This is a genomic window from Hallella bergensis DSM 17361 (assembly GCF_000160535.1).
In the GTDB taxonomy this organism is placed as follows: Bacteria; Bacteroidota; Bacteroidia; order Bacteroidales; family Bacteroidaceae; genus Prevotella; species Prevotella bergensis.
In genome coordinates, this window is the sequence record NZ_GG704780.1 from 69,260 (window position 1) to 93,205 (window position 23,946).

Below are 23,946 nucleotides of genomic sequence, written 5' to 3' on the forward strand. Positions count from 1 at the left end.
TGACAGTTCGAACAAAAACGTTATGAAAATCGGATTATTTATACCTTGCTATGTCGACGCTCTCTACCCCGAGACCGGCATAGCAACTCTTAAATTGCTTCGTTATTTAGGTCTCGACGTGAGCTATCCCGAGAAACAAACCTGCTGCGGACAGCCTATGGCCAATGGCGGATTCGAGGACATGGCCCGCCCACTCGCCCGGAAATACGACGATATGTTTAAGGAGTTCGACTACGTGGTAGCCCCGTCGGCATCGTGTGCCGCTTACGTGCGCTACTTCCATCCCGACTTGCTGAAAGGCGAAGACCACCCTTGTGTAAGCGCCGCAAAAACCATGGACATCGTGGAATTTCTGCACGATGTGATCAAAATCAAGTCACTACCGGGCAGCTTCCCCCACATCGTGAGTGTACACAACAGCTGTCATGGGGTGAGGGAATTGGGACTGTCGTCGCCCTCGGAGCAGCACATCGCACCTTTCAACAAGATCGTCGACTTGCTGAAGCTTAAGCAGGGCATCACCGTCAAGGAGCCGGAGCGGCCGGACGAGTGCTGTGGTTTTGGCGGGATGTTTGCCGTCGAGGAGCCCGACGTGTCGATCCGTATGGGTAGCGACAAGATAGAACGACACATGGCCACGGGGGCGGAATATGTTACTGCACCCGACTCGTCGTGCCTGATGCACATGGCCGGACTCGCCAAGAAACAGAAAAAAGATATTAAATTCATTCATGTGTCACAGATATTGGCAGCTGGGATTTAGCTATTCGCCATGTATCGCATGGTCAACGATGAATTTAATGAGTCATTGAGCTTGCCAATCACTTTGAATTAGGAATATGAGTACAATACATTCACAGAGAGCACGGGAGGTCCTCAAGGATTATGACGATGTAAGCCGACACGACCAAACCTTCTGGTCGATACGCACTTTTCGCGATATCATGGCCGGGATGCTTCCTGAATGGGAGTCGCTGAGAAACCATGCCTCCGATATCAAGAGGCACGTCATTACCCACCTGGCCGACTATTTGGAGGAATTTTCAAATCAGCTGGAAAGCCGTGGGGTGGTGGTTCATTGGGCGAAAAATGCCCAAGAACTCAACGAGATAGTCTATGGCATACTTGTAACCAACCAGGTAGACAAGTTGGTGAAATCGAAGTCCATGCTCACCGAGGAATGCGGCCTGAACGATTATCTGAGCAAACGGGATATCGATGTGGTGGAAACCGACCTCGGCGAGCGTATTCTTCAACTCATGGGCAAGGCCCCAGCACATATCGTTGTGCCGGCTGTCCACATCAAGCGTGAAGACGTGGGTAAGATGTTCGAGGCCAAGGGCATCTCCAAGGAAGTGGGCAACTACGACCCTACCTACCTTACCTATTGTGCCCGAAAGAATCTGCGCAACGAGTTTCTCGAAGCCCAGGCTTGCCTTACCGGTTGCAATTTCGGTGTGGCCAAGACGGGTGACATGGTGGTTTGCACCAATGAGGGGAATGCTGACATGGCAACCTCGATACCGAAACTCCACATTGTGACCATGGGTATCGAAAAATTAGTGCCCGACTACGAAAGCTTAGCCGTTTTCCAACGTCTGCTTTGCCGCTGCGGCACCGGACAACCCACCACCACGTTCACCTCTCATTTCCGTCAGGCACGGCCTGGAGGCAAAATGCACGTCGTGCTCTTGGATAACGGGCGAAGCGACATTCTGGCTAACGAGCAGCATTGGCAAACACTGAAATGTATTCGTTGTGGAGCCTGTATGAATACCTGTCCCGTATATCGCAGGTCTACCGGACCAAGCTATACCTATTTTATTCCCGGCCCTATCGGCATCAACCTGGGTATGCTGGCAGACCCCGTGAAATACAGCGACAACGTCTCGGCCTGCACACTCTGTCTCAGTTGCGACAAGGTTTGCCCCGTAGAGTTGGAGCCCGGGTCGCAGATTTATTATTGGCGGCAGGAGCTTGATGCGCTCGGCAAGTCGGATCAGATGAAAAAGGTCATGTCGAAAGGCATGAGCCTGCTATACAACAACCCCGAACTCTATACCACAGCTCTGAAGTTTGCACCGCTGGCTAACTACGTGCCGGAAGCACTCACCCGCTCCCGCAAGCTCAACCCATGGGGCATTGGCCATGCCATGCCCAAGTTTGCCAGGCAATCGTTCCATGAATGGTGGAAAAGCCAAAACAAGAAATAACCGGAATATACCCTATGAAGAAAGAAGATTTGTTTGAAAAACTTCGGCGAAACACCTACAAGCAGTACGACATGCCCGATATGAACATCGACGGAATAACCTATCCCGATGTTTACCGAAAGTTTGTGGAGGCCACCGAGCTCTCCGGTGCAAGGGTGCTTGGAGCCAGGATGACCGACGACCTGAACCAGATGATACGCAATCTCTACCCCGATGTCACGACTTTTGCCTCCAACTTGCCCTTTATTACCATAGCCCAGAAGAACCCGGACACCGTGGCAGAAGCCGGCGAACTCAACGGCACCGACGTGGGTATTGTGCAGGGCACGGTGGGCGTGGCTGAGAATGGATGCATCTGGGTTCCGCAGACCATGAAGGAACGGGTGGTGTGCTTCATCTCGGAGTATTTGGTTATTGTGCTTTACAAGCAAAACATTGTGCACAACATGCACGAGGCATACGCCAAAATCAAGATGGACGAGCGATATAATTTTGGTACCTTTATCAGCGGACCATCCAAGACGGCCGACATCGAGCAGGCTCTTGTCTTGGGCGCTCAGGCGGCAAGAGGGGTTACGGTGCTTGTTCTCTCATAGTGCTGCGTCTTCCAAACAGGATTTCCTTTTTGTAAGATTAAAATACCGAAAATCGGTGATTGTTTTCGGCGCATTCAGAGAAAAATGCGCCATGTTTTGAGCAAGATTTTCGTTTGAGATGACCTGAAAAATCTCAAGGCCTTGCGATTGGGCCTTCATGGCCGTGCGATAAGGCTTTGGTCGTGAGGCGAAAGAGCCGTAGACGTCCGATGAATAGGGCTCTTTCGCACCATGATTAGATAGTAGTCGCGGGCGTAATGGGAACGAAAAACAGTACCGTTTTGCCACAATAATGGCAAGGCGTTGATTTACAAAGGTTTACAAAATATGCTCAAATTTCGCGCATTGGTGAAAGGAGAATCCTTGGTGCAGAATACACGAAATTTGGGCAACAGTTTGTTGATATATTTGGTATGGTAAAAGTGCGGGGCGGAGGGTGTTGATTACACTACTCGTCGTAGGCATCGTAGGACACCAAATCCTCATCCCACTTGTTTTTCACGGCGGGAATTTGTGAGGGATAGCCAATCACGATGACGTTCAAGGGAATCACCTCGTCTGTCAGTTCGAGCACGTTGGCCAGAGCCTTGCAACGTTCCCTGACGGGATAGCAACCTGTCCACACCCCGCCAAGTCCTATGGCGTGAGCAGCCAGGAGAATGTTCTCGGATGCGGCAGAGGCATCCTGCACCCAGTAGTCCTTGCCTTCGCCGTCGAAAGTCTTGCGCATGTCGCCGCAGACCACGATGGCCAGCGGAGCCTTGGCCGTGAAGGCAGCATACGGGTTGGCTGCGGCGATGGCCTTCAACTGGTCCTTGTCGGTCACCACCACAAAACGCCAGGGTCGCCTGTCGCCGGCAGTCGGGGCTGCCATGGCGGCTCGGAGCAAGGTGTCGATCTTGCTGTCCTCCACCGCTCTGTCCTGAAAGGCACGCACACTGACGCGTGTCATCAGGTTGTCGATGGCCGGATTGGTGACGGAGTCGGTCTTCGTTTCGGTGTCGACTGCTTCCTTGTTGTTTCCACCTGCCACCATCTTGCCACAAACAATGACAAGGGCTATGGCCAATATCAGACTTAACAGTGAACTTGCTTTCATTGTATCTTTTTATGATTGTTGGATTGTTACGGGTTGTCGGGGTGGTGCTCACGATGCGCTGCGGCATGCCGAGGTCTGCCACTATCTGTTGCCCTCGGCGAGTTTGAGGAGTGTTCCGGTGGGACATACGAAGCGGCAGTAAGGGCGTGGCACGAAGATGGCCAGCAACACAAACGTTACGGCCATGATGATGACCACCGTGGCGGCCGACCGGAAGATGAACGCCGAGAAGACCTCGTAGTCCATCCATTCGAAGCTCACGCCCGTGAGCATGAGTATCATCAGGGCAGCGAAGAGGGCTTGTCGGAAGTATCTCAGATATTTTATGGCTTTGTTGCTGAGCTTTCGTTTCCTATGGTTGGCTTTTCCGGCCAAGTCCTGGATAGAGCCGAAGGGACAAATGTTGATGCAATAATAATCCTTCCGGCCAAAAAGCGGGTAAACAAATGCGGTGACGAGCATGATGATGGGGATGAGCGACGCCCAGAAGTTGATGCCGCTCGACGTGTAGCCCACGAGGAGCGACCAGTTGATGAATGTGCCGCACCACAGTCCGAGTACCACAACGTTGAGCACCAATTGGATGGTGCGGTAGGTCTTGTTGCGGAAGAACAGTGGAATGATGGCAGCCATGAGCACCACGATCAGTCCGACGACGGTCTTGGAGGTGAGGCTGGGTGCGATGCTGGCGGACGTATCGCTGGCATGAGCTGACGCATACCGCAGTCCGGCATGCACATTTCCGATGATGGCATTGGAGGAGAAGGTGGCTCCGCTCACGGCATCCGGTCGATGGGCGAGCGCCTGTTCCGGCGTTTTGCCGTCCCACCAGGTAAGCAGTTTCTTGGCCTCATCGAAAAATTCGGGCGTTTCGTTGTTCTTCAGTGCCTTGACTTGGCTAATCTTTCCGTCTTTCAGGTGGATTTCCAAAGGTACGGTGCCGACATAACCCAGGATGTCTTTGGCCAGCGTGGTGGTGTTGATAACGGTGGTGCCATCGCTGAGTGTGGTCACGGGGTTGATGCTGTCGGAGGCCGTGGTGTCGGTGCTTGCTGTCTTGGCCATGTCGTGCCCCCATATCTTGCCATCGCGCTGCATGGCAGAAACCACCATGATGGCAAGGCAAGTGAGCAGTAGCATGATTTGTTCTATCTTTTTCATAAGTCGTTTTCTGACAATAGAATACGAGTATTAAAATTCGAATTGAACCCTGGCGTTGAACCTACGCGCCGTGAGGAAATTGGGCACGGCATACTGTTGGTTGGTGACGTCGGTAATCCAGTAGTAAGAGTTCACGTTGTTCATACCAAAGAGGTTGAGGCAGTCAACGCCGAGCCAGATGTTGCGAAAGATGCTTTTGCGCGAGCGGTCCTGATTGTCGAGCAACCGGTAGCTCATGCCGATGTCGGCACGCTTGTAGGCCGGTGCGCGAAAGCTGTTGCTCTCCAGTTCTCGGTGTGGGGCAGAGAAGGGCAAGCCGTCGGCCAGAGACAGCTTCAGGCTCATTTTCCAACGTGAGGTACCCGGGAAATAATCGGTGAAGAACAGGTTGATGGCGTATCGTTGGTCGGTTGGCATGGGGATGGTCACGCCGTTGAGCTTCATCTTGGTGTCCATCACCGAGAGCGACAACCACGAGTCGGTGCCGGGAACGAACTCCCCAAAAATCTTGAGATCTACGCCCGCAGCATGGCCGTTGGCTAAGTTGTTGCCGTAATACACTACCTTGACATTGTTGACCGAGTAGGGTACGAGGTTGCCGAGCAGTTTGTAGTAGGCCTCTGCGGTGAACTTGAAGGGGCGGTTCATCATTGTGAACCGGTAGTCCATGCCCGTGATGAAGTGTATGGAGCGCTGGCTTCTGATTTTGTTGTTGAGGCGGGCGGATGTCAGGCCGTTCACTGTAGACGTGTCGCGCAGTTCCTTGAAGAATGGGGACTGATAGTACAAACCGGCTGCAAAGCGCATGGTGATGTTATGGTTGAAAGGCGGTATGACGCCCAATGATATGCGGGGGGAGAGGATGGACTCTTTGTTGTAGTTCCAATGGGCGAACCGGAGACCGTAGTTGAGCGTGAAGAGCGTGTGCTCTCCGCGTGAACGGAAACGCCAAGTGTCTTGCAAGTATACCTCGAGACGGTTGCTGCTGAGCTGGTTTCGGGCACGCAGGGAGTAGATCATATAGAGGTCTTTGCCCGTATGGGGCACGCTGTATCCGGCCGAATCGCGCATTTCATACTCCGTGGATTTCTCCTCGATATGCTCCCGCTTGTAGGTCAAGGCTCCCTCGATGTTGTGTTGTTTGGCGGTGTGTCGGAGCATGAGTTTGACGCTTTCCATGTGTGCCTTGATGTAGTTTCGGGCATGTTCGAAATAAGTTCCCACACCGAGGTTTTCCGATGTCTCGGTTTGTGTGAGCCAGTATTGGCTCTGGATGTCGTAGCGTTCCGACTCCCTCGTGTTGTAAGCCGACCCCAAGAGGGTCACCGACGTCGAGTCGCCGAAGTGTCGGGTGATGCCGAGCGTGCCGAAGTAGGTGCGGAAGAGGTCTTTCTCCTGTCCGTCAAAATACACCTTGAAGGCCTTCACGTTCTCCAATGTGCCGAACTTTGTCTCACGATCCTTGGGGTTAAAGTTGTAGTGGTTGTCAGAGATGTTGCCTAAAAAGGCTATGCTCCAACGCTTGTTGGGCTTATAGCTCAGGTAAGTTTGATAATCCAGAAAGTCTGGTTTGTACTCTCCACTGGTTTCCAGTGACCCCAGAAGATACTTGTTGGTTTTGTATCTCAGACCGTTCGACCAAGCCAATTTCTTGTTCGAAAAGCCCAGATAGGCACTGGCGCCGAGTAGCGAAGCGGTGACGTTGGCCTCGAATCTTTTGGGCAGGCGGTAGGTAATGTCGAGTGCCGACGACATCCTGTCGCCGTATTTGGCCTCAAAACCTCCCGTAGAGAAACCAATTTTGCCCACCATGTCGGGATTGATAACTGACAATCCCTCCTGCTGACCACTGCGCACGAGGAACGGGCGGAATATTTCTACATTATTAATATAGACGAAATTCTCATCGAACGAACCGCCTCGCACATTGTATTGGGAGGAAAGTTCGGAGTGGGTAGATACGCCGGCCTGACTCTGGATAAGTTCTTCCACGGCATTGCCTGTGGTCGAAGGCATCGACTTGAGTTCTTCGGTGGAAAGTTCTTGGGTCTGCCCCGACTGAATCTTTTGCCCTGTGACATTCACTTCGCCCAGTGTGCCGGTCTCTTCATAGAGCACAATCTGCAGGGTTTGGGTGCCCTTGGGGTTGCGCAGCACTCGCGTCTTGGTCTTGTAACCGAGCATTGAGAATCTCACCACAACGGAGTCGGCAGAGTGCAACGAGAGCTTGAACTCGCCCTTGAGCGAGGTCACTGTGGCTTTGCCCTGGGACGGGCAAGACACGCTGGCAAGCTCCACCGGGTTGTTGTCGCTATCGCTCACGCGTCCCCTGAGGGTGAAGCTTTGTGCCGATGCGCCAATCGCGCAGGCAATGAGTAGCGTTAGAAATAGGATTCTCTGCTTCATACGATACAATAACGAAAGTCACAGCCGATTATTGTATCGTTCTCTCCCAAGCAATCGGGCACGACCGTGTGCATATCGCTATGCCATGGGCCTGACTTCCTTGTTTTCAGCGATGACCATGTTTCTTTTGCGAGCTATCCCATAGAGATAGAGCGCTTCTTTCTGTGTGCAATTCAGCGCTTGCCTGAGTTTGTGAACAAAATCATGTTGCGACAGCACGGAAGCACCGCTCTCGCTGAATACGCGATCGATGGCGGCGCGAAGCTGGTTTTCGTTAAAGCTGAAACGACGACGGTTGCGATAGTTCAGATAAACAAGTGCCAACGCAAGCACTACTACAATAACAATAACAACTACTTTATTCATACGATAAACGTTTAAGGTAAATCCTGACATTCAGCCTTGTGGGGATTCCGGACTTTTTCTGACCACAACGTGCGGACAAGAGAGAACGGGTATTCCCTACAACGGCAGCGGTGTCCATGTCATGCCAGACAGCTGCTTTTCTGCAGATATAGGGCTTTTATGGAGAAATCATCGTCATTTTAAAGAAAAAGTATTCCGCAACTTATATTTTTCCGATTTTTTACCAACATGAATCGATTAAACCCTTACATTTGCGGATATAATTTACTACTACTTATACTTACCTTATGAATGATGCTAAAAACAATCCCAAACCATCGGGGCAGGAACAGTCGAACTCGGAATCGTCGTTCGACCGAAAACGAAGAATTATTGGTGCCATCTTTGGCCCCATCTGTGCCATTTTAGTATGGATCACGCCCATTGCTGGTCTCTCGCCGGAGGCACACAAACTGCTGGCCATCATGACGCTTGTAGCTTTGTGATGGATCACAGAGCCTGTGCCCATCCCTGTGACCTCACTTATCGGCCCAACACTGTGTGTAGTATTTGGTGTGGTGAAGATGAAAGAGGCTTTCGCCGCCTTTGCCAACCCAATGATCTTCCTCTTCATGGGTGGATTTATGATTGCCAAGGCCATGATGGTCAATGGTGTAGACAAGCGCATCGCCTACGGTATCATGTCGATGCGATGGGTGGGAGACGATCCCAGGCGCATCTTCCTCGCCATTGGTTTGGCCTGTATGCTCTGCTCGGGGTGGATCAGCAACACTGCCACAGCGGCCATGATGTTCCCCATTGCACTCGGACTTCTTGAGGCCATACGCGAGATGATGGCTGCACAGGGAAAAATAATAGCACTCAATTCTTATAAATATGCCACCGGACTGATGCTCATGACGGCCTACGCCTGCTCCATCGGAGGTGTGCTCACGCCCATCGGCACGCCCCCCAATATCATCATGCTGGGATTTCTCAACGAGATGTGCGACCTCCACGTGTCGTTCTTCCAGTGGATGGTGTGGGGTTTTGTGGCCATGGTGGCCTATTTCGTCATTGCTTATATCGTGCTCGCCCGCATGTTCCCCTCTGACGTGAAGCACATTGAGGGAGCTTCGGAGTTCATTGCTGGCAAGGTGAAAGGGCTTGGCAGATGGACTCGCGCACAGAAAAACACGATGATTGCTTTCCTCGTGGCTGTCATACTCTGGGTTACCCCGGGCATTCTCAGTATCTTTCTCGGCACGCAGAGTCCGGTGCTCAACCAATATAATGCCCTCTTTCCCGAAGCTATAGCAGCTATGGTGGGTGCCCTGTTACTGTTCTTCCTTCCCGTGGATCTCAAGAATCACAAGATGACGCTTGAGTGGAAGGATGCTGTGGCCGGCGTGGAGTGGGGCACACTGTTGCTCTTCGGCGGCGGACTCGCGATGGGCGGAATGATGTATGCCACTGGTTTGTCCAAATGGATCGGAGATCAGATCATCAACTTTATGGGTGGTAATCCCACCGAACTGCTCCTCATTGCTGTCTTCTGCGTCATGTCGCTGCTTCTCTCCGAGCTTACCTCGCATACCGCAGCCACCAACATGATTGGCCCGTTGGCCATTGGCGCAGCCCTCTCGGCTGGGTTCAATCCCGTTCCCGTGGCCGTCGGCGTGGCTCTCTCGGCATCGCTTGGATTCATGCTTCCTGTTTCCACACCCCCCAATGCCATTGTCTATGCCAGTGGCTATGTTCCCATCACTAAGATGATCAAGAGTGGGATCTTCATCGACTTTATCGGGATAGCTATTGTCACCATTCCCGTAGCGCTCTATCTAGTCAAGATGGTCATTGGCTAATCCCTCATCTTGACAGATGTTGACAACAAGCCCATTGGCGGAACAGGGTATACATTCAATCTGTTCCGCCAATGGGCATCGTGGTTTTATGTCCTGATGGCGTGTTTATTTAAGAGTAAATCCATGTGCTCAAAGGCTGTACATCGTCATTCCTTGTAAAGCCACGAGAGCATCCGATTGACCAAACTTATGGAGAATCGGAACCACCGATAGTTGGCCGTGGGCTTTCCGCCGAAGCGCAGGAGAAACTCGCGGAGAGGGTTGTGCGGGAAGGGCAACCCTGCATCGAGGAAGCTCAGGTGGGCATAGTCGTGTTCCCACGCCCAGTTCAGGGCATGCCAAATGGTCATGGTGTTGGGGTAAAGGTGCGGGTAACGTTTCCTGCGCGAGGCGAAATACCACAGAAAAGCATTGCCTTCGGAGTAGACACAGACACACCCGCCTATAATCTTGTCTTTGTATAGGGTCACGAAAACGCGTGCCCGCTTGCTGTTGTACAGCTCGAGAAACATTTTTTCGGGAGGAATGAGCCTGCGTAGCTTGAAGCGATAGAAGTTGCGGAGCAGGTGGTGGAAGGTTTTCACCTCTTCCTCCGACGCTGCCTCGCGTGTCACCACCCCCAGGTTATAGACATGCTCAATGCGTTCCAGCACCTTGGGCTCGATGCGTTCGGCCGGCGTCTTGGAGTGAAGCGAGTTGCGCACCTCCTGCCAATTCACGGGGAAATAGGTGTTGCGGCGGAAAAAGCGATAGCCGAACATCTTGCGGGAAAGGTTGCTGAACTCGATGTAGAAACACAGCTTGCGGCGCAGTTTGCGGGTCAGCACGGCAAGAAGTTGACCGAAGACCTCCTCGCGATCCACCCCGTCAGCATATTCTCCCTCGCCATAGGCACGCCCCTGCGTATAGAGCATAGGAGGCAACCAACTGCCCCTGCGGCGGACAGTGGCCAGAACATGTCCTACCACCTGACCGTTGCCATCGGTTGCCACGGCCATGTAGGGCTTTTGCCCGGGTGTTTTCTCTATCATCCGGAAGAGTTCGGTGCTGTGGAAGAAGTTGTGACAAGTCATGTCAGGCAATTCCTCCCCGGTGGTATATAGTCTTACCTCATACCTTTCCATGCAACAAAGATAGCAAAAAACTCTAATATCCAACGTTTTGCTGTTATAAATTTCGTAACTTTGCAATAATAAACCAGAAGACGATATGGAGAATTTCAAGACTTTAGTACAGCAGCGGCGCAGTCACCGCAAGTTCAGCGACCGACAGGTCCCGGGCGAAGATGTGCAGCTGATATTGCGCGCCGCACTCATGGCGCCCACCTCGATGGCGCGGCGCAACTGGCAGTTTGCCGTTGTGGACAACAAGCAAGACCTCGAGAAATTGGCCGATGCCAAGGACACGGGAGCCAAGTTTATAAAGGATGCACCGCTTGCCATTGTGGTGATGTGTAACCCTGCGGAAAACGACTGCTGGGTGGAGGACTGTAGCATAGCGGCCATCTCGATGCAGTATCAGGCCGAAGACCTGGGGCTGGGCAGTTGCTGGGTCCAGATGAGGGGGCGCGGACTGAGCGACGGGCATACCGCCAACGAGGTGATTCACGGCATATTGGGCCTGCCCGAGAAGCTGGAAGTGCTGTGTGTGTTGGCCATTGGCTATCCGGCAGAAGACCGCAAACCACGGGAAGAGGGCAGTCTGAAGTGGGAGAATGTTAGAATTAAGTCGGATGATTAACTACGATTTAAAAAAGATCAAGGCCGTTATTTTTGATGTAGACGGCGTTCTTTCTGCCGAAACCGTCGGCATGGGGACAGATGGAATGCCCGTGCGCACCATGAATATCAAGGACGGCTATGCCATTCAGCTGGCTGTCAAGATGGGACTTCGCGTGGCCATCATGACGGGTGGCAACTGTGAATCGATTCGCAACCGCTACGCCTATTTGGGGGTCAGCGACATTTATATGAACTGTTCGGTTAAGATTCAGACCTATGAGACGTTCCTGAAGCAATACGGTCTGCAGGATGACGAGGTTATCTTCATGGGTGATGACATTCCCGATTACGAGATTATGCAGCGTGTGGGCTGTGCCTGCTGCCCATCGGATGCTTGCAGCGAGGTGAAGGAAGTGTCGGTCTATGTGTCCCAAAAGCGGGGAGGCCACGGTTGTGCACGCGACGTGCTGGAGCAGGTGATGCGGGCACAAGGGCTTTGGCTTAAATCGGCGAAGGCGTTTGGATGGTAATTTTGTAATTCACAATTCACAATTTACAATTCAAAATTAGGCTGACGCGCTTTGCAATTCACAATTCAAAATTTACAATTCACAATTGGCTGCGCGTTGATTCTTCGTTCTTCACTCTTCATTCTTCATTGTGTTGCGCGAGTTATCACGCTCCGCCCTGCAGCCTTTCATACTGTTTTTGACATTATCATACATCATGAAGAAAATTATATTAGCCAGTAATTCCCCCCGTCGAAAGGCGTTGCTTGCGGGATTAGGCTTCGAGTTCGAGGTACGGGTTGTGCCGGGCATAGACGAGAGCTACCCGGAAGATCTGGCGGTGGAGGAGGTTCCACAGTACATTGCGCGAGAGAAATCCGAGGCCTACACCGTGGGCGCTGACGAGGTGTTGCTCACGGCCGACACGGTGGTGGTGCTGGGTAGTGAGGTGCTGGGCAAACCCCGGGATGCCGCCGATGCAAGTCGCATGCTCCATGCATTGAGCGGGCGTACACACCGTGTCATCACGGGAGTATGTCTCACCACCGCAGGCGCGCAGCGCAGGTTCTCGGTCGTTACCGAGGTGACGTTCAAACAACTCACCGATGACGAGATAGACCATTACATCTCCACCTTCCGTCCTTACGACAAGGCCGGTGCTTACGGCATTCAGGAGTGGATTGGGTATATCGGTGTGACGGATATCCACGGCAGTTACTTCAACGTGATGGGGCTGCCCGTGCAGCGCATCTACCAAGAGCTGCAACAGCTGATCTAACAAAAACCGCAGGCCGGAGCCTGCGGTTTACAGTATGTGTTTTGATGTGTGGTTCACTTCTATATTATAATAAGGTGAACTCATCTGTGATGTCGTGCTGGTTGATGTCAAAGCCGACTTCTCTTTCCACCGTTTTCTTTTTGGTTTCTTCCTTTTTGTTCAACACGGTGTTCCGGTTTTGGATCCTTGCGTATTCTCTCATGAATTTAAATAATGGTTTGACTCGTTATTCCTTACTTGTGTTTGCCGTGTCATGCAGCTGCGTGTGTGTCGACACAGCGACTTGCTGCATATTTCAGCTTATTGCAAATATAACCATTTCATTTGGAATGACCAAACGGTTCGCACTAAATTTCCGTTAAACAGCCTGTTGGCCGGCATGTGTCACCATGATGGCAGGTGGAATCATCGTTTTGACACACAATGGTTTTGGTTTCTTATTTTCATCTCAATGAGATTGAAACACCAAGTCGGTAATTTTGCTGCATACAAAGGTTTGGGTCAGTCCATGACCACTTAAAACACAGACAGTGATGAAAGTATTATTTGTAGTGCAGGGAGAAGGCAGGGGGCATCTCACCCAGGCTTTGGCCTTGGAGAAAATGTTGAGAGATAGTGGTCACGAGGTGGTTGGAATACTTGTGGGCCGCAGCAAGGCGCGCCAGGTGCCCCGGTTTTTTATGGATCAGGCGAGTGCACCCGTGCAAGGATTCCCCAGTCCCAATTTCCTGCCGTCGAAGGAAAATCAGCGAGTGGGCATCGGTATGTCGGTGGTCTATAACATTATGAAAGTGCCACAGTATATGGCGGCTATGCATTTTCTCTATCGCCAAATCAAGAAGAGCGGTGCCGACCTCGTGATCAATTTTTATGAAATTCTTACCGGTCTCACCAATTATTTTCTTCGTCCCCAAGTGCCGATGGTATGCATAGGTCATCAATATTTGTTTCTGCATCCTGAATACGAGTTTCCAGGGAAACATAAGGCGAGCCAGAAAATGATGCTGGCCTTCACCCGTGCCACGTGTCTCGGGGCACGCAGGTTGCTGGCACTTTCCTTCAGGCATCTGGCTGATGACGATGCACAGGGCATCTCGGTGGTTCCGCCACTGCTCAGGCAGGAGGCTCTTGATATGCCCCGCCATCACGGCGACTACATCACGGGATACATTCTTAATGCAGGGTTCAGCGAGTCGGTGATGGAATGGCACAGACAGAACCCTGGATACCGCATGCACTTTTTCTGGGACAAGCAGGGCGTCGACGCAACCACGTGCATCGACGAGACGCTGAGTTTCCACCGCATTGACGACCTCATGTTCCTGTATTATCTGGCAAATTGCAAAGCCTACGCCACGACGGGCGGTTTTGAGTCGGTGTGTGAGGCCATGTATATGGGCAAACCCGTGATGATGGTTCCGGCGCATGTCGAGCAGGAGTGTAATGCCTACGAAGCCAGTAAGTATGGGGCTGGCGTGGTGGGCGAGACGTTCGACCTGAGTCGACTGCTGGCTTTCAGACACGAATATGAGGAAGACGTGGAGTTCAGGATGTGGGTAAACAAGGCCGAGATGATGGTTGTTTCGCGTCTGGAAAGTGTACTGGAGCAGGTTGAGCAGAATCGCCGTCCCGAGTCGTTCACCGTGGGAACAACGATATCTGCCCGCTGACCGCCCATCAAGCTGCCATTGCGCATGCTCAACCTGTTTTTGGAGGATTGCTATTTTTCTTTACATTAGCCGCTCAATGCTTCGCGTATTGAAAAATAAAAAGAATGGAAGCTGGAAATACGAGAAAATTTCACGAGTTTATAACAGTTTGACAGACAGGGAAATAAATAAAATGTTGTTTTGGCGTCAATTGAATCACCTGCGATTGCATATCGAATGGCCGTGCGACTAAGGCCTGATCGCAGTGCGACAAGGCTTCTTTCGCATCCTGACGAGGCTCGTATCGCGGTGCCGTTGAAGCTTAACCGCAGCTCCGCCAATATTTTTCGCATGTTCTGAAGGGTTTTGACGGTCAGAACATGGCGCATTTTTCTCTGGATGGGTTGATTGAGAACTACTGATTTTTGGTTAATCTTTTTGACATGCAGAAATGTTTGTTGGGTCAGGACAGCAGTCAATTTCGTGTGATTTTCGCTATTCTGAATCAGGAGATCACGCTACCCGGATTGATACAGCTGCAGTTCGGAGCCGGCTCTCACAGCCTACATGCCTATCCTTTCTGTATCCTTGACGTTTGAAGATATGATGATTGGGAGGCATAAAATTTAAGATGGGCAAACGCATCTTTGATGAACGATTCAGCCCAGCGTACACTTGCTACCTGACTTTGCCATGAAACGGAGTTGCGGCATTTTTCGGAGGATTCTTTGTGAGATTTAATATTTCTTTGTACATTTGTGGTATAATCTACAGCACCTAACTTTAACATAACTTCCAAGAGAGATGAGACAACTTAAAATCACGAAGAACATTACCAGCCGCAACAGCGAGGCCCTCGACCGGTATCTCAGCGAGATAGCACGTGAACCCATGCTCTCTCCCGACGAAGAAGCTATGCTTGCACAGGCCATTCATAAGGGTGGTCCGGAGGGTGACCGTGCGCGCGACCGGTTGGTGAGTGGTAATCTCCGGTTTGTGGTTTCGGTGGCCAAGCAATACCAGCACCAGGGCATATCGCTCATTGATCTGATCAACGAGGGCAACATGGGTTTGGTAAAGGCGGCAGAGAAGTTTGACGAAACGAGGGGTTTCAAGTTTATCTCGTATGCGGTGTGGTGGATTCGGCAGAGCATTATGGAAGCCTTGGCGGTGAAGAGTCGCATTGTGCGCATGCCGCTGAATCAAGTGGGCATCTACGGCAAGGTGATCAGAACGACTGAGTCTTTTTTGCAGGAACATGGGCGTGTACCCTCCAACCATGAGCTGGCGGAGATACTCCAAGTGGAGGAGGCACAAATTACGGCGGCCATGAGCGCCGGTGCACGGGCCACAAGTATAGACGCCCCCTTGGGTAACGACGAAGATGGGTCAATGGCTGACATGCTCGCCTCTGATGATAGCGGGATGAAGTCCGACAGTTCGCTGGACAAGGAATCGATGAATCAGTTTATCAATGACTTGCTGCGCGAGGTGCTCAGTGCCCGCGAACAACGAATCATCAAGGAGTCGTTTGGTATTGGAGTTATGGAGAAGAGTCTGGAGGAGATAGCCGACAGTATGGGCATGACGCGGGAACGAATTCGCCAGGTGCGCGAAAAGGCGCTTCGGAAAATCCGTTTCAGCAAATATGCATCCACACTGAGGCAGTATTTGGGTTGACGTGCAAGAATGTCACGCGTCGAAGTGCTTGGGCTGCCGGTGTTGTTTTTGAGAATTTTTCCGTTTGCGGATGTCCAGCAGGAATTTGACACCAAACCACACCAAGGAAATGGTGAGTAGGCCAAACACAGCGATGAGAATATACAGTTCAGACTTGTTCATTTTAATCAATGTTTGAATGATAGAAAATCGGCATACTCTCACGAGCATGCCGATTTCAAAATTAACCTTAATAATCTAATACCATGAAAAACACGATACAAAGATACAATATTAGTTTGTAAATCAATATAATTTGTATATTTTTTAAATTTTCTTAAGGGATATTTGTTTGTGATTATATAGGCTCTACTTGGTGTTTACGCCAATAGGACAGGGAGTTATGGGTTTTGTTCACGTTTTTTATGATTCCTTTCGTCTTGTATATCAAAATTTCTATGTACCTTTGCAGCCGATAAGAATAAGGATAACATCTGCTTTTTGTTTTGGTGGTGCTATTCGCTAAGGTATCTTAACGGAGCTGAGGTTTTTGCTAAACTTTTTCTCATAAGCAAAGCCGCGAATGACAATTGTCTTTCAGGTTCCATAAAAAAATCATTATGGAGAAAATAAAAAGAGCATTGTTTACAATGGTCATGTTTTTTACAGTATGCTCTGCTCAAGCAGTGAGTGCTTCAAAAATAGCAGAGACAAGTAATGTTTCAAATTTCGATTGGAGTCAGGTAATCCATGCCATTATCATGGTTGAGAGTAAGGGTAACCCGAAAGCGAGAAGTGGCAATTCGGTTGGAGCAATGCAAATTACACCCATTATGGTTGCGGAATGCAATCGAATTTTAAGGAGTAGAAAGAGCAAACGACGTTTTACTTTATCGGATCGCTTTAGTGTGAAGAAATCAAAGGAAATGTTTTTGTTATTTCAATCGAAGTATAATCCCAAAAACAACGTTGAGAAGGCCATTCGATCCTGGAATGGAGGTAACAACTACAGTATACGTAGCACACAACGCTATTTTGAGAAGGTTAAGGCTGTTATGAAACGAGGGAGGTAATCCTGCCGTTCAACAGGTCAAGAAAATTGCCCTCACCAAGCATCATCGTGAAAGAAATGCTTGGTGGGGGCAATTTAATTTGCAGGTTAGCAAACTGGTTTTGCCTTCTTATCTTTTCTATTTGGACGCTCCCAGCAGCTTTTCTGCCATGCCTTTTGCTGCTCGTCGTCCGTCGCCCATGGCCAGAATTACTGTTGCTCCGCCACGAACGATGTCACCACCGGCGTATATGTTTTCACGCGAAGACTGCATCTGTTCGTTGACTACGATTGTGTTCTTGCGGCCCAGCTCCAATCCTGGAATTGATGTTGGAACCAATGGGTTGGGCGAAACTCCCACGGCCACCACAACTTGGTCGCATTCCAGTGTTACGGTTTCTCCCGTGGCAACGGGGCGCTTGCGTCCGGAGGCATCGGGTTCGCCGAGTTGCATCACATCCAGTACGGCTGCGGCTATCCGCCCGTTCTCGTCACCCACGTATTCTTTGGGATTGTGTAGGGTCATGAACTTGATGCCTTCTTCTTTTGCATGCTTCACCTCTTCCAAACGAGCGGGCATTTCGGCCTCCGATCTGCGGTATACCAATGTCACGTCTGCACCGAGGCGCTTCGCTGTTCGGCACGAGTCCATGGCAGTGTTACCACCTCCAACGACCATCACTTTCTTGCCAAGGAGAATGGGTGTGTCGCTATCGGAACTGGCAGCATCCATGAGGTTGACACGGGTCAGATACTCATTGCTCGACATGACATTGATAAGATTCTCTCCAGGTATGCCCATAAAGTTGGGCAGACCGGCTCCAGAGGCTACAAAGATGCCCTTGAAACCCTTTTCATCGAGCTCTTCAATGCTGATGGTTTTTCCAATAATAGTGTCTGTTTGGAAGTGAACGCCGAGCTTTCTAAGATTCTCTATCTCTGCTTCGACAATGTGGTTGGGTAGGCGAAATTCCGGAATTCCATATTTAAGAACGCCTCCTACCTCATGCAGAGCCTCGAACACATATACCTCAAACCCTTTCTTCACCATGTCTCCGGCAAAGCTCAGTCCGGCCGGCCCTGAGCCAACCACAGCTACTTTCATGCCATTGCTCGGTGCAACGGCGGGTATCGAGGCCTGTCCGCTTTCGCGTTCATAGTCCGCTGCAAATCGTTCCAAGTGTCCGATGGCAACGGCCGGCTCGTTCATCCTGAGATGCACACACCGACTTTCGCACTGTTTCTCTTGAGGACAAACGCGACCACACACGGCCGGGAGTGCCGAAGTCATCTTCAATACCTTGGCTGCGGCCAGAAATTCGCCGCGTTCAATATTCTTGATAAACGAGGGAATGTTGATGTTAACCGGGCATCCTTCCACGCAAGTCGGCTTGGGACAGTCCAAGCAACGACGCGCTTCCATAACGGCTAACTCGGATGTTAAGCCTTGGTTCACTTCTTCCAAACGAGTCGTGGCTCGATAGGCGGGGTCGAGTTCCGGCATTTTCACTCGCTGAATACTTGTTCTTTCCCTCCCCTTCATGGAGGCACGCAGGTCCTTTCGCCATTGTGCATTGCGGTCGGTGAGGGATTCTTCGTCCCGGTTTCCTTTGTTTTCGCCCGCGGTTTCTTTATTTTCGTCCCCGCATTTCGTAGCGGTGGGAGATGTTTTGGCACCTGCGGAGCATGTCTCGGTCGTTTGATTTTCCTGCTTATCGGGGCAAGTGATGGAGCAGGCGGTTGCTTTTGGCATGATGTTATAATTATCCATGTCGATTTTCTCCATGTTCCTGAAGGTGCCCATACGCTTCATCATCTCATCCCAATCCACCAGGTCGCCGTCAAATTCGGGTCCATCGATGCATACAAACTTGGTTTTTCCACCGATGGTCAGGCGGCATGCACCGCACATGCCCGTCCCATCCACCATGATGGTGTTTAATGAAACATCGTTGGGAATGCCGTATTTCTTGGCCAAAAGCGATGTGAATTTCATCATCATGGGCGGTCCGATGGCCAAAACCTTGTCTACATGTTCGCGCTTGATAACTTGTTCCACACCCACAGTCACCACACCTTTCTGGCCATAGCTTCCGTCATCGGTCATGATGATGACCTCGTCGCTGTACGCTTTCACGTCATCCACCATGATAACCAGCTCTTTCGTGCGTCCGGCCAATACCGAAATCACACGGTTTCCGGCTTTTTTCAAAGCAGTAAGGATGGGGAGTATGGCTGCGATTCCAATGCCACCGCCGGCACAAACCACCGTGCCATACTTCTGTATCTTGGACGGACTTCCCAATGGTCCTACAATATCGTTCACGCTATCGCCTACATTGAGCCGACAAAATTTGGTTGACGACAGTCCCACCTCTTGGATAACCATGGTCAATGTGCCTTTTTTGACGTCGGCTTTAGCAATGGTGTAAGGCACTCGCTCGCTTCTTTTGTCTACTCTTACGATAACAAAGTTCCCGGGGCGGCAGCTCTTGGCAATGAGGGGTGCTTCCACCTCAAAGCAATATACCTTCTCCGAAAACTGCTCCTTCTTAACAATCTTGTTCATGTTTTTATGGTGTTAATCTTCATGTTTTTGTATAGCGCAACATATATTTATATTCCTCAGCGGGAAGAAGGCATACCTTGATTATCGCGGGAGCCTAATCAAAGTTCTTGTCGTTAAGCATCTCAAAGCCACAATAGGGCACCAAAACCTTGGGCACGCGTATGCCTTCAGGAGTCTGATTGTTTTCGATGATGGCCGCAACAATGCGTGGCAATGCCAGAGCCGAACCGTTGAGCGTGTGGCACAATTCCGTCTTCTTGGTGTCTTCACGGCGATATCGGCAGTGCAGACGGTTGGCCTGATAGTTTCCGAAGTTTGACACCGACGATACTTCCAGCCATCGCTTCTGTGCAGCGCTCCACACTTCGAAGTCGTAGCAAATGGCAGACGTGAAGCTCATGTCGCCGCCACAGAGCAGCAGTATGTGGTAAGGAAGTTCCAATTTCTTGAGCAAGCCCTCCACATGATTGAGCATTTCGGACAGGCTATCGTTTGAATGGTCGGGCGTGTCAATGCGCACAATCTCTACTTTATCAAATTGATGCAGGCGGTTCAGACCACGAACATCCTTGCCGTATGACCCGGCCTCACGACGGAAGCAAGCCGAATAGGCGCAACGCTTGATGGGTAGCTCCTTCTCATCGAGGATTTCATCACGGAAAATATTGGTTACCGGAACCTCTGCTGTTGGTATTAGGTAGAGCTCGTCGAGGTTAACGTGATACATCTGACCCTCTTTGTCGGGCAGCTGACCTGTTCCGTAGCCTGAGGCTTCGTTCACCACGTATGGTGGCTGCACTTCAAGATAGCCCGATTTTCGGGCTTCGTCAAGGAAGAATGCTTCGAGGGCACGCTGGAAGCGAGCCATCTTGCCCATATAGATAGGGAAGCCTGCGCCGGTCACCTTGACGCCAAGGTCGAAGTCCACGAGGTTATATTTCTTCAGCAAATCCCAATGGCACAGGGCGTTCTCACCCAAGTCGGGCACCGTTCCACCTTCCTTCACCACGACATTGTCGGCTGCATCCTTGCCTTCCGGCACTTTTTCGAGTGGAATATTGGGAATTTGGAGCAGCTCGTTGTTCATGTCTTCCTGAGCCTTGTTCATGATCTCCTGCAGGCTTTTGTCCAGGGCTTTCAGCTCAGCAACTTCGTTTTTGATTTCGTTGGCTTCGTCTTTCTTTCCCTCTTTCATCAAGCTTCCAATCTTCTTGGACAGCAAATTCTGCTGCTGCTTGTTCGAGTCTAATTTCTGCTGGGACTCACGGCGCACCCTGTCGTGTTCCAATACCTTGTCAATGGCTTCGCGTGCGCCTTCGAAATGCTTCTTCTCCAGCCCCTTGATCACGCGTTCTGTTTCCTCACCGATGAGTTTAAGTGTGAGCATAATGCTATGATTTTATTTTTTTGTCAATTTATTAGGCAAAAGTACAAAAAAACTATGAAAGTGCAAACTAAATCTTCACGTGAGGCTAAAAATTCATATTTTCGACGCCATGTCCTGTGAATATCTGTCTGTGAAAATAGGTTTTCACAGTGACAATCAGCCGTTATAGCGTTCCATGATCGGCTTTCTCGGTTTGCTTTAATAATATTGATACACAGTTATCCCATAAAACCCACCTGTTGCAGGTTGAAACGCGTTCACCTGCTTACTTTTTCACAGCTGCCCTAACCCTGCTGTGAGTTTGTTTTGTGTTGTGTTTTTCTTTTTGTTGTGCAACTGTTTTGCGGTCTCTGCCTGTTTTTGTGCTGTGGTTCCTGACATTTGCTTTGGTCACTAAGATTGGGGTGTTAGTGGTTGGAAAAGTTTGTCCGGATTCGTCGTCAGGCACTCGTTCCATCTCCATGGTTCCCTTGCCGAAACTTGCGATATCAAAACTGATGTTGGGTAGTCCGCGTTCGGTGTTCCCTATGCGATATGGGGGCCTCAGTTCTTCCACTCTCTCCACCTCCACCATCCCTATGCCTTGGGCCAGCATACCTAATTCTTCAGCCGCCGCATAGCTCAAGTCGATGATGCGCCCACGTACAAAAGGCCCACGGTCGGTTACTTTGACCACCACTTGACGGTCGTTGTACAGGTTGGTGACCTTGAGCAGTGTGCCGAATGGATACGTGCGGTGGGCGCACGTCAGGCTGTCATGATGCACACGTTCACCGCTGGCCGTTCTTGCCCCGGTGGCTCTTTTAGAATAATAAGAAGCCTTACCCCTATTTTTTTGAGCTATTATAGGGGTAAAGCCTGCTATCAATAGAATTGCTAATACGAATTTTCTTCTATAATCCACAATATTAGTTTATACGATACCTTGCGCCATCATGGCGTGTGCCACCTTCATGAATCCGGCGATGTTGGCACCCTTCACATAGTTGATGTAGCCATCAGACTGCTTGCCATATTTCACGCATTGCTCGTGAATCGAGTGCATGATGTAGTGGAGTTTCTCGTCTACCTCCTTGGCACTCCAGTGCAAGTGAATAGAGTTTTGAGTCATCTCCAGTCCAGATGTAGCTACGCCACCGGCATTCACAGCCTTGCCCGGAGCAAACAACTGCTTGGCTTCTATGAATTTGCTGATGGCCTCGGCGGTGCAACCCATGTTGCTCACCTCGGCAACGCAGAGCGGCTTGTTGGCCAATATCTTCTCGGCATCATCGCCGTTGAGTTCGTTTTGTGTGGCACACGTCAGGTAAATGTCTGCCTTCTGTTCCCAAGGCTTTTTGCCCTCAAAGAACTTAGCACCGGAAAATTCCTTGGCGTATGGGGCACAGATGTCCTCGCCGCTGTTGCGCAAGTCGAGCATATAGTCATTCTTCTCGCCACAAATGCCATCCGGGTCGTAAATGTAGCCGTCGGGTCCACTGATAGTGATGACCTTGCCGCCAAGTTCGGCAACCTTTTTGGCAGCTCCCCATGCCACGTTTCCAAAGCCGGAGATGGCCACAGTTTTGCCCTTGATGTCGATGTCGTGAGTCTTCAGCATTTGATTCACAAAATAGAGCGCTCCGAAGCCTGTTGCTTCCGGACGAAGGATCGAGCCGCCCCATTCCATTCCCTTGCCTGTCATGACACCTTGGAACTGGTGGGTCAGTTTTTTATATTGACCGAAGAGATAACCTATTTCGCGACCACCCACGCCGATATCGCCTGCGGGAACGTCCTCGTCAGGGCCGATGTGGTGGTATAATTCCTGCATGAATGCCTGGCAGAATCGCATGATTTCGGCGTCCGACCGTCCCTTGGGAGAGAAGTCTGCACCTCCCTTGCCACCACCCATAGGCAGTGTGGTGAGCGCATTCTTGAAAGTCTGCTCAAAGCCCAGGAACTTCATGATGCTCAGGTTGACCGATGGATGGAAGCGCAGGCCACCCTTGTATGGGCCGATGGCACTGTTAAACTGTACGCGGTAGCCCGTATTGACGTGCACTTCACCCTTGTCGTCGGTCCAAGGCACACGGAACATATAAACCCGCTCCGGCTCTACAAGTCGTTCGATGAGTGATACTTTTTCAAACTCCGGGTGCTGGTTGTACACATCTTTAATAGATTCCAGAACTTCTTTTACAGCCTGAAGAAATTCAGGTTCGCCTGAATGTTTCCACATCAGGCCTTTCATTACTTGTTCTACTTCCATAGTGGTAATACGATTTAGTTTTATAGGTCAATATGATTTAGACAATTCCAATCAGTGTTGTTTCAACTTGTCTATTTCTTAACGCAAATATAGGGGTTTATTCCATAGCTTCCAAATGTTTTTCATATATTTTCACGCAATTAACTAACATTTTGTTCATCACCTTATATTATATGGATGTGAACGCCAGTGCTTGCTCAAATTTTTCTGATCACTTCGGGCGATGTCAAAAAGAATAACCAAAATCGGAGGGTGTTTTGGAGGATCAAATAGAGATAAAAGCGCCATGTTTCGGACGGGAATTTCGGTTCGGTACGCCGAAGATTCTGACGGGGTACAGCGATTGGGGCTTAACGGCGGTACGGTTCGGGCTTTGTGGTGATGCGACGAAAGTCTTCTCGTCGTGCGATGGGGCTCTAACCGCGTTGCGATTCAATATGTAATCGCGAACGATAAAATAAGACTGCTAAGGTCTGTTTTTATAAACCTTTGATGGTTAGGCTACTACGAATTACGCGAATTTCACGAAATTCAGGGCGGGGAGGGTTTGATTTTCAAATCAGCGAAATATGGAAGGGTGATTGTCAATAATTTTGAGCATCGCTCCACCTATATATAAAAGCAGACCGATTTATCATTATTTTTTGTTATCTTTGCACCTTTGTAAACTTGTATTCAGCGTTTTAA

The 23,946-nt window shown here is 50.4% G+C and carries 22 protein-coding genes; 11 read left to right on the forward strand and 11 right to left on the reverse strand.

Annotated elements, in window-relative coordinates:
• Positions 1-22 precede the first annotated feature (22 nt).
• The 3 genes from HMPREF0645_RS00285 to HMPREF0645_RS00295 all read left to right on the forward strand — a co-directional run bounded on the left by HMPREF0645_RS00285 (position 23) and on the right by HMPREF0645_RS00295 (position 2,809).
• Positions 23-763 (forward strand): (Fe-S)-binding protein, encoded by a 741-nt coding sequence (locus tag HMPREF0645_RS00285; protein WP_007172767.1) that lies wholly within the window; start codon positions 23-25, stop codon positions 761-763.
• A 76-nt stretch (positions 764-839) separates the two neighbouring features.
• A complete protein-coding gene (locus tag HMPREF0645_RS00290; protein WP_007172768.1) occupies positions 840-2,213 on the forward strand; it encodes a lactate utilization protein B in 1,374 nt (457 codons plus the stop codon).
• A gap of 14 nt (positions 2,214-2,227) precedes the next feature.
• Positions 2,228-2,809, forward strand: coding sequence for a LutC/YkgG family protein (locus tag HMPREF0645_RS00295; RefSeq protein ID WP_044123184.1), 582 nt, complete (start codon positions 2,228-2,230; stop codon positions 2,807-2,809).
• 448 nt (positions 2,810-3,257) lie between these two features.
• Here the strand turns inward: HMPREF0645_RS00295 and HMPREF0645_RS00300 are convergent, their stop codons facing one another.
• The 4 genes from HMPREF0645_RS00300 to HMPREF0645_RS00315 all read right to left on the reverse strand — a co-directional run bounded on the left by HMPREF0645_RS00300 (position 3,258) and on the right by HMPREF0645_RS00315 (position 7,841).
• Positions 3,258-3,908: a nitroreductase family protein gene (locus HMPREF0645_RS00300; RefSeq protein ID WP_007172771.1), complete on the reverse strand. Its 651-nt coding sequence runs from the start codon at positions 3,906-3,908 to the stop codon at positions 3,258-3,260.
• An 81-nt stretch (positions 3,909-3,989) separates the two neighbouring features.
• On the reverse strand, positions 3,990-5,069 hold the full coding sequence (locus tag HMPREF0645_RS00305) for a 4Fe-4S binding protein (protein ID WP_007172772.1): 1,080 nt from the start codon (positions 5,067-5,069) through the stop codon (positions 3,990-3,992).
• 30 nt (positions 5,070-5,099) lie between these two features.
• A complete protein-coding gene (locus HMPREF0645_RS00310) occupies positions 5,100-7,475 on the reverse strand; it encodes a TonB-dependent receptor (protein ID WP_007172773.1) in 2,376 nt (791 codons plus the stop codon).
• Positions 7,476-7,553: 78 nt separating this feature from the next.
• Positions 7,554-7,841 carry a hypothetical protein gene (locus HMPREF0645_RS00315; RefSeq protein WP_007172774.1) on the reverse strand — a complete coding sequence of 96 codons (288 nt, stop codon included), beginning with the start codon at positions 7,839-7,841 and terminating at the stop codon, positions 7,554-7,556.
• Positions 7,842-8,128: 287 nt separating this feature from the next.
• Between HMPREF0645_RS00315 and HMPREF0645_RS14045 the strand changes: the two genes are divergently transcribed.
• Together HMPREF0645_RS14045 and HMPREF0645_RS00325 are read left to right on the forward strand one after the other, a co-directional pair.
• Entirely contained in the window at positions 8,129-8,326 is a 198-nt protein-coding gene (locus tag HMPREF0645_RS14045) for a hypothetical protein (RefSeq protein WP_007172775.1), read from the forward strand.
• A 3-nt stretch (positions 8,327-8,329) separates the two neighbouring features.
• On the forward strand, positions 8,330-9,685 hold the full coding sequence (locus tag HMPREF0645_RS00325; RefSeq protein WP_336433159.1) for an SLC13 family permease: 1,356 nt from the start codon (positions 8,330-8,332) through the stop codon (positions 9,683-9,685).
• Positions 9,686-9,831: 146 nt separating this feature from the next.
• On the opposite strand, the gene HMPREF0645_RS00330 is transcribed toward HMPREF0645_RS00325, so the two are convergent.
• Entirely contained in the window at positions 9,832-10,809 is a 978-nt protein-coding gene (locus tag HMPREF0645_RS00330) for a GNAT family N-acetyltransferase (RefSeq protein ID WP_007172777.1), read from the reverse strand.
• A gap of 85 nt (positions 10,810-10,894) precedes the next feature.
• Between HMPREF0645_RS00330 and HMPREF0645_RS00335 the strand changes: the two genes are divergently transcribed.
• The 3 genes from HMPREF0645_RS00335 to HMPREF0645_RS00345 all read left to right on the forward strand — a co-directional run bounded on the left by HMPREF0645_RS00335 (position 10,895) and on the right by HMPREF0645_RS00345 (position 12,693).
• Positions 10,895-11,425, forward strand: coding sequence for a nitroreductase family protein (locus HMPREF0645_RS00335; protein ID WP_007172778.1), 531 nt, complete (start codon positions 10,895-10,897; stop codon positions 11,423-11,425).
• Complete coding sequence (locus HMPREF0645_RS00340) at positions 11,418-11,936, forward strand: KdsC family phosphatase (RefSeq protein WP_007172779.1); 519 nt, start codon at positions 11,418-11,420, stop codon at positions 11,934-11,936. The genes HMPREF0645_RS00335 and HMPREF0645_RS00340 overlap by 8 nt, the downstream gene beginning before the upstream one ends.
• A gap of 196 nt (positions 11,937-12,132) precedes the next feature.
• The gene (locus HMPREF0645_RS00345; RefSeq protein WP_007172780.1) at positions 12,133-12,693 is read left to right on the forward strand and encodes a Maf-like protein; all 561 of its coding nucleotides are present in this window, start codon (positions 12,133-12,135) and stop codon (positions 12,691-12,693) included.
• A 64-nt stretch (positions 12,694-12,757) separates the two neighbouring features.
• On the opposite strand, the gene HMPREF0645_RS13535 is transcribed toward HMPREF0645_RS00345, so the two are convergent.
• A complete protein-coding gene (locus HMPREF0645_RS13535; protein ID WP_007172781.1) occupies positions 12,758-12,895 on the reverse strand; it encodes a hypothetical protein in 138 nt (45 codons plus the stop codon).
• Between the two features lie 331 nt (positions 12,896-13,226).
• Here HMPREF0645_RS13535 and HMPREF0645_RS00355 point away from each other — a divergent pair, with 331 nt between their 5' ends.
• Both HMPREF0645_RS00355 and HMPREF0645_RS00360 read left to right on the forward strand, forming a co-directional pair.
• On the forward strand, positions 13,227-14,363 hold the full coding sequence (locus HMPREF0645_RS00355) for a glycosyltransferase family protein (protein ID WP_007172783.1): 1,137 nt from the start codon (positions 13,227-13,229) through the stop codon (positions 14,361-14,363).
• 783 nt (positions 14,364-15,146) lie between these two features.
• Complete coding sequence (locus HMPREF0645_RS00360) at positions 15,147-16,022, forward strand: sigma-70 family RNA polymerase sigma factor (RefSeq protein ID WP_007172786.1); 876 nt, start codon at positions 15,147-15,149, stop codon at positions 16,020-16,022.
• 12 nt (positions 16,023-16,034) lie between these two features.
• Here the strand turns inward: HMPREF0645_RS00360 and HMPREF0645_RS13540 are convergent, their stop codons facing one another.
• Positions 16,035-16,184 (reverse strand): hypothetical protein, encoded by a 150-nt coding sequence (locus HMPREF0645_RS13540; protein WP_156777806.1) that lies wholly within the window; start codon positions 16,182-16,184, stop codon positions 16,035-16,037.
• A 437-nt stretch (positions 16,185-16,621) separates the two neighbouring features.
• Between HMPREF0645_RS13540 and HMPREF0645_RS00365 the strand changes: the two genes are divergently transcribed.
• On the forward strand, positions 16,622-17,074 hold the full coding sequence (locus HMPREF0645_RS00365; RefSeq protein WP_007172789.1) for a lytic transglycosylase domain-containing protein: 453 nt from the start codon (positions 16,622-16,624) through the stop codon (positions 17,072-17,074).
• 117 nt (positions 17,075-17,191) lie between these two features.
• Here the strand turns inward: HMPREF0645_RS00365 and HMPREF0645_RS00370 are convergent, their stop codons facing one another.
• The 4 genes from HMPREF0645_RS00370 to gdhA all read right to left on the reverse strand — a co-directional run bounded on the left by HMPREF0645_RS00370 (position 17,192) and on the right by gdhA (position 23,259).
• Positions 17,192-19,621: a bifunctional dihydroorotate dehydrogenase B NAD binding subunit/NADPH-dependent glutamate synthase gene (locus HMPREF0645_RS00370; protein WP_007172790.1), complete on the reverse strand. Its 2,430-nt coding sequence runs from the start codon at positions 19,619-19,621 to the stop codon at positions 17,192-17,194.
• A gap of 94 nt (positions 19,622-19,715) precedes the next feature.
• Positions 19,716-21,008 carry a serine--tRNA ligase gene (gene serS / locus HMPREF0645_RS00375; protein WP_007172791.1) on the reverse strand — a complete coding sequence of 431 codons (1,293 nt, stop codon included), beginning with the start codon at positions 21,006-21,008 and terminating at the stop codon, positions 19,716-19,718.
• A 265-nt stretch (positions 21,009-21,273) separates the two neighbouring features.
• Positions 21,274-21,912, reverse strand: coding sequence for a septal ring lytic transglycosylase RlpA family protein (locus tag HMPREF0645_RS13085; RefSeq protein ID WP_007172792.1), 639 nt, complete (start codon positions 21,910-21,912; stop codon positions 21,274-21,276).
• 9 nt (positions 21,913-21,921) lie between these two features.
• Entirely contained in the window at positions 21,922-23,259 is a 1,338-nt protein-coding gene (gdhA, locus tag HMPREF0645_RS00385) for an NADP-specific glutamate dehydrogenase (RefSeq protein WP_007172793.1), read from the reverse strand.
• Positions 23,260-23,946: the final 687 nt, after the last annotated feature.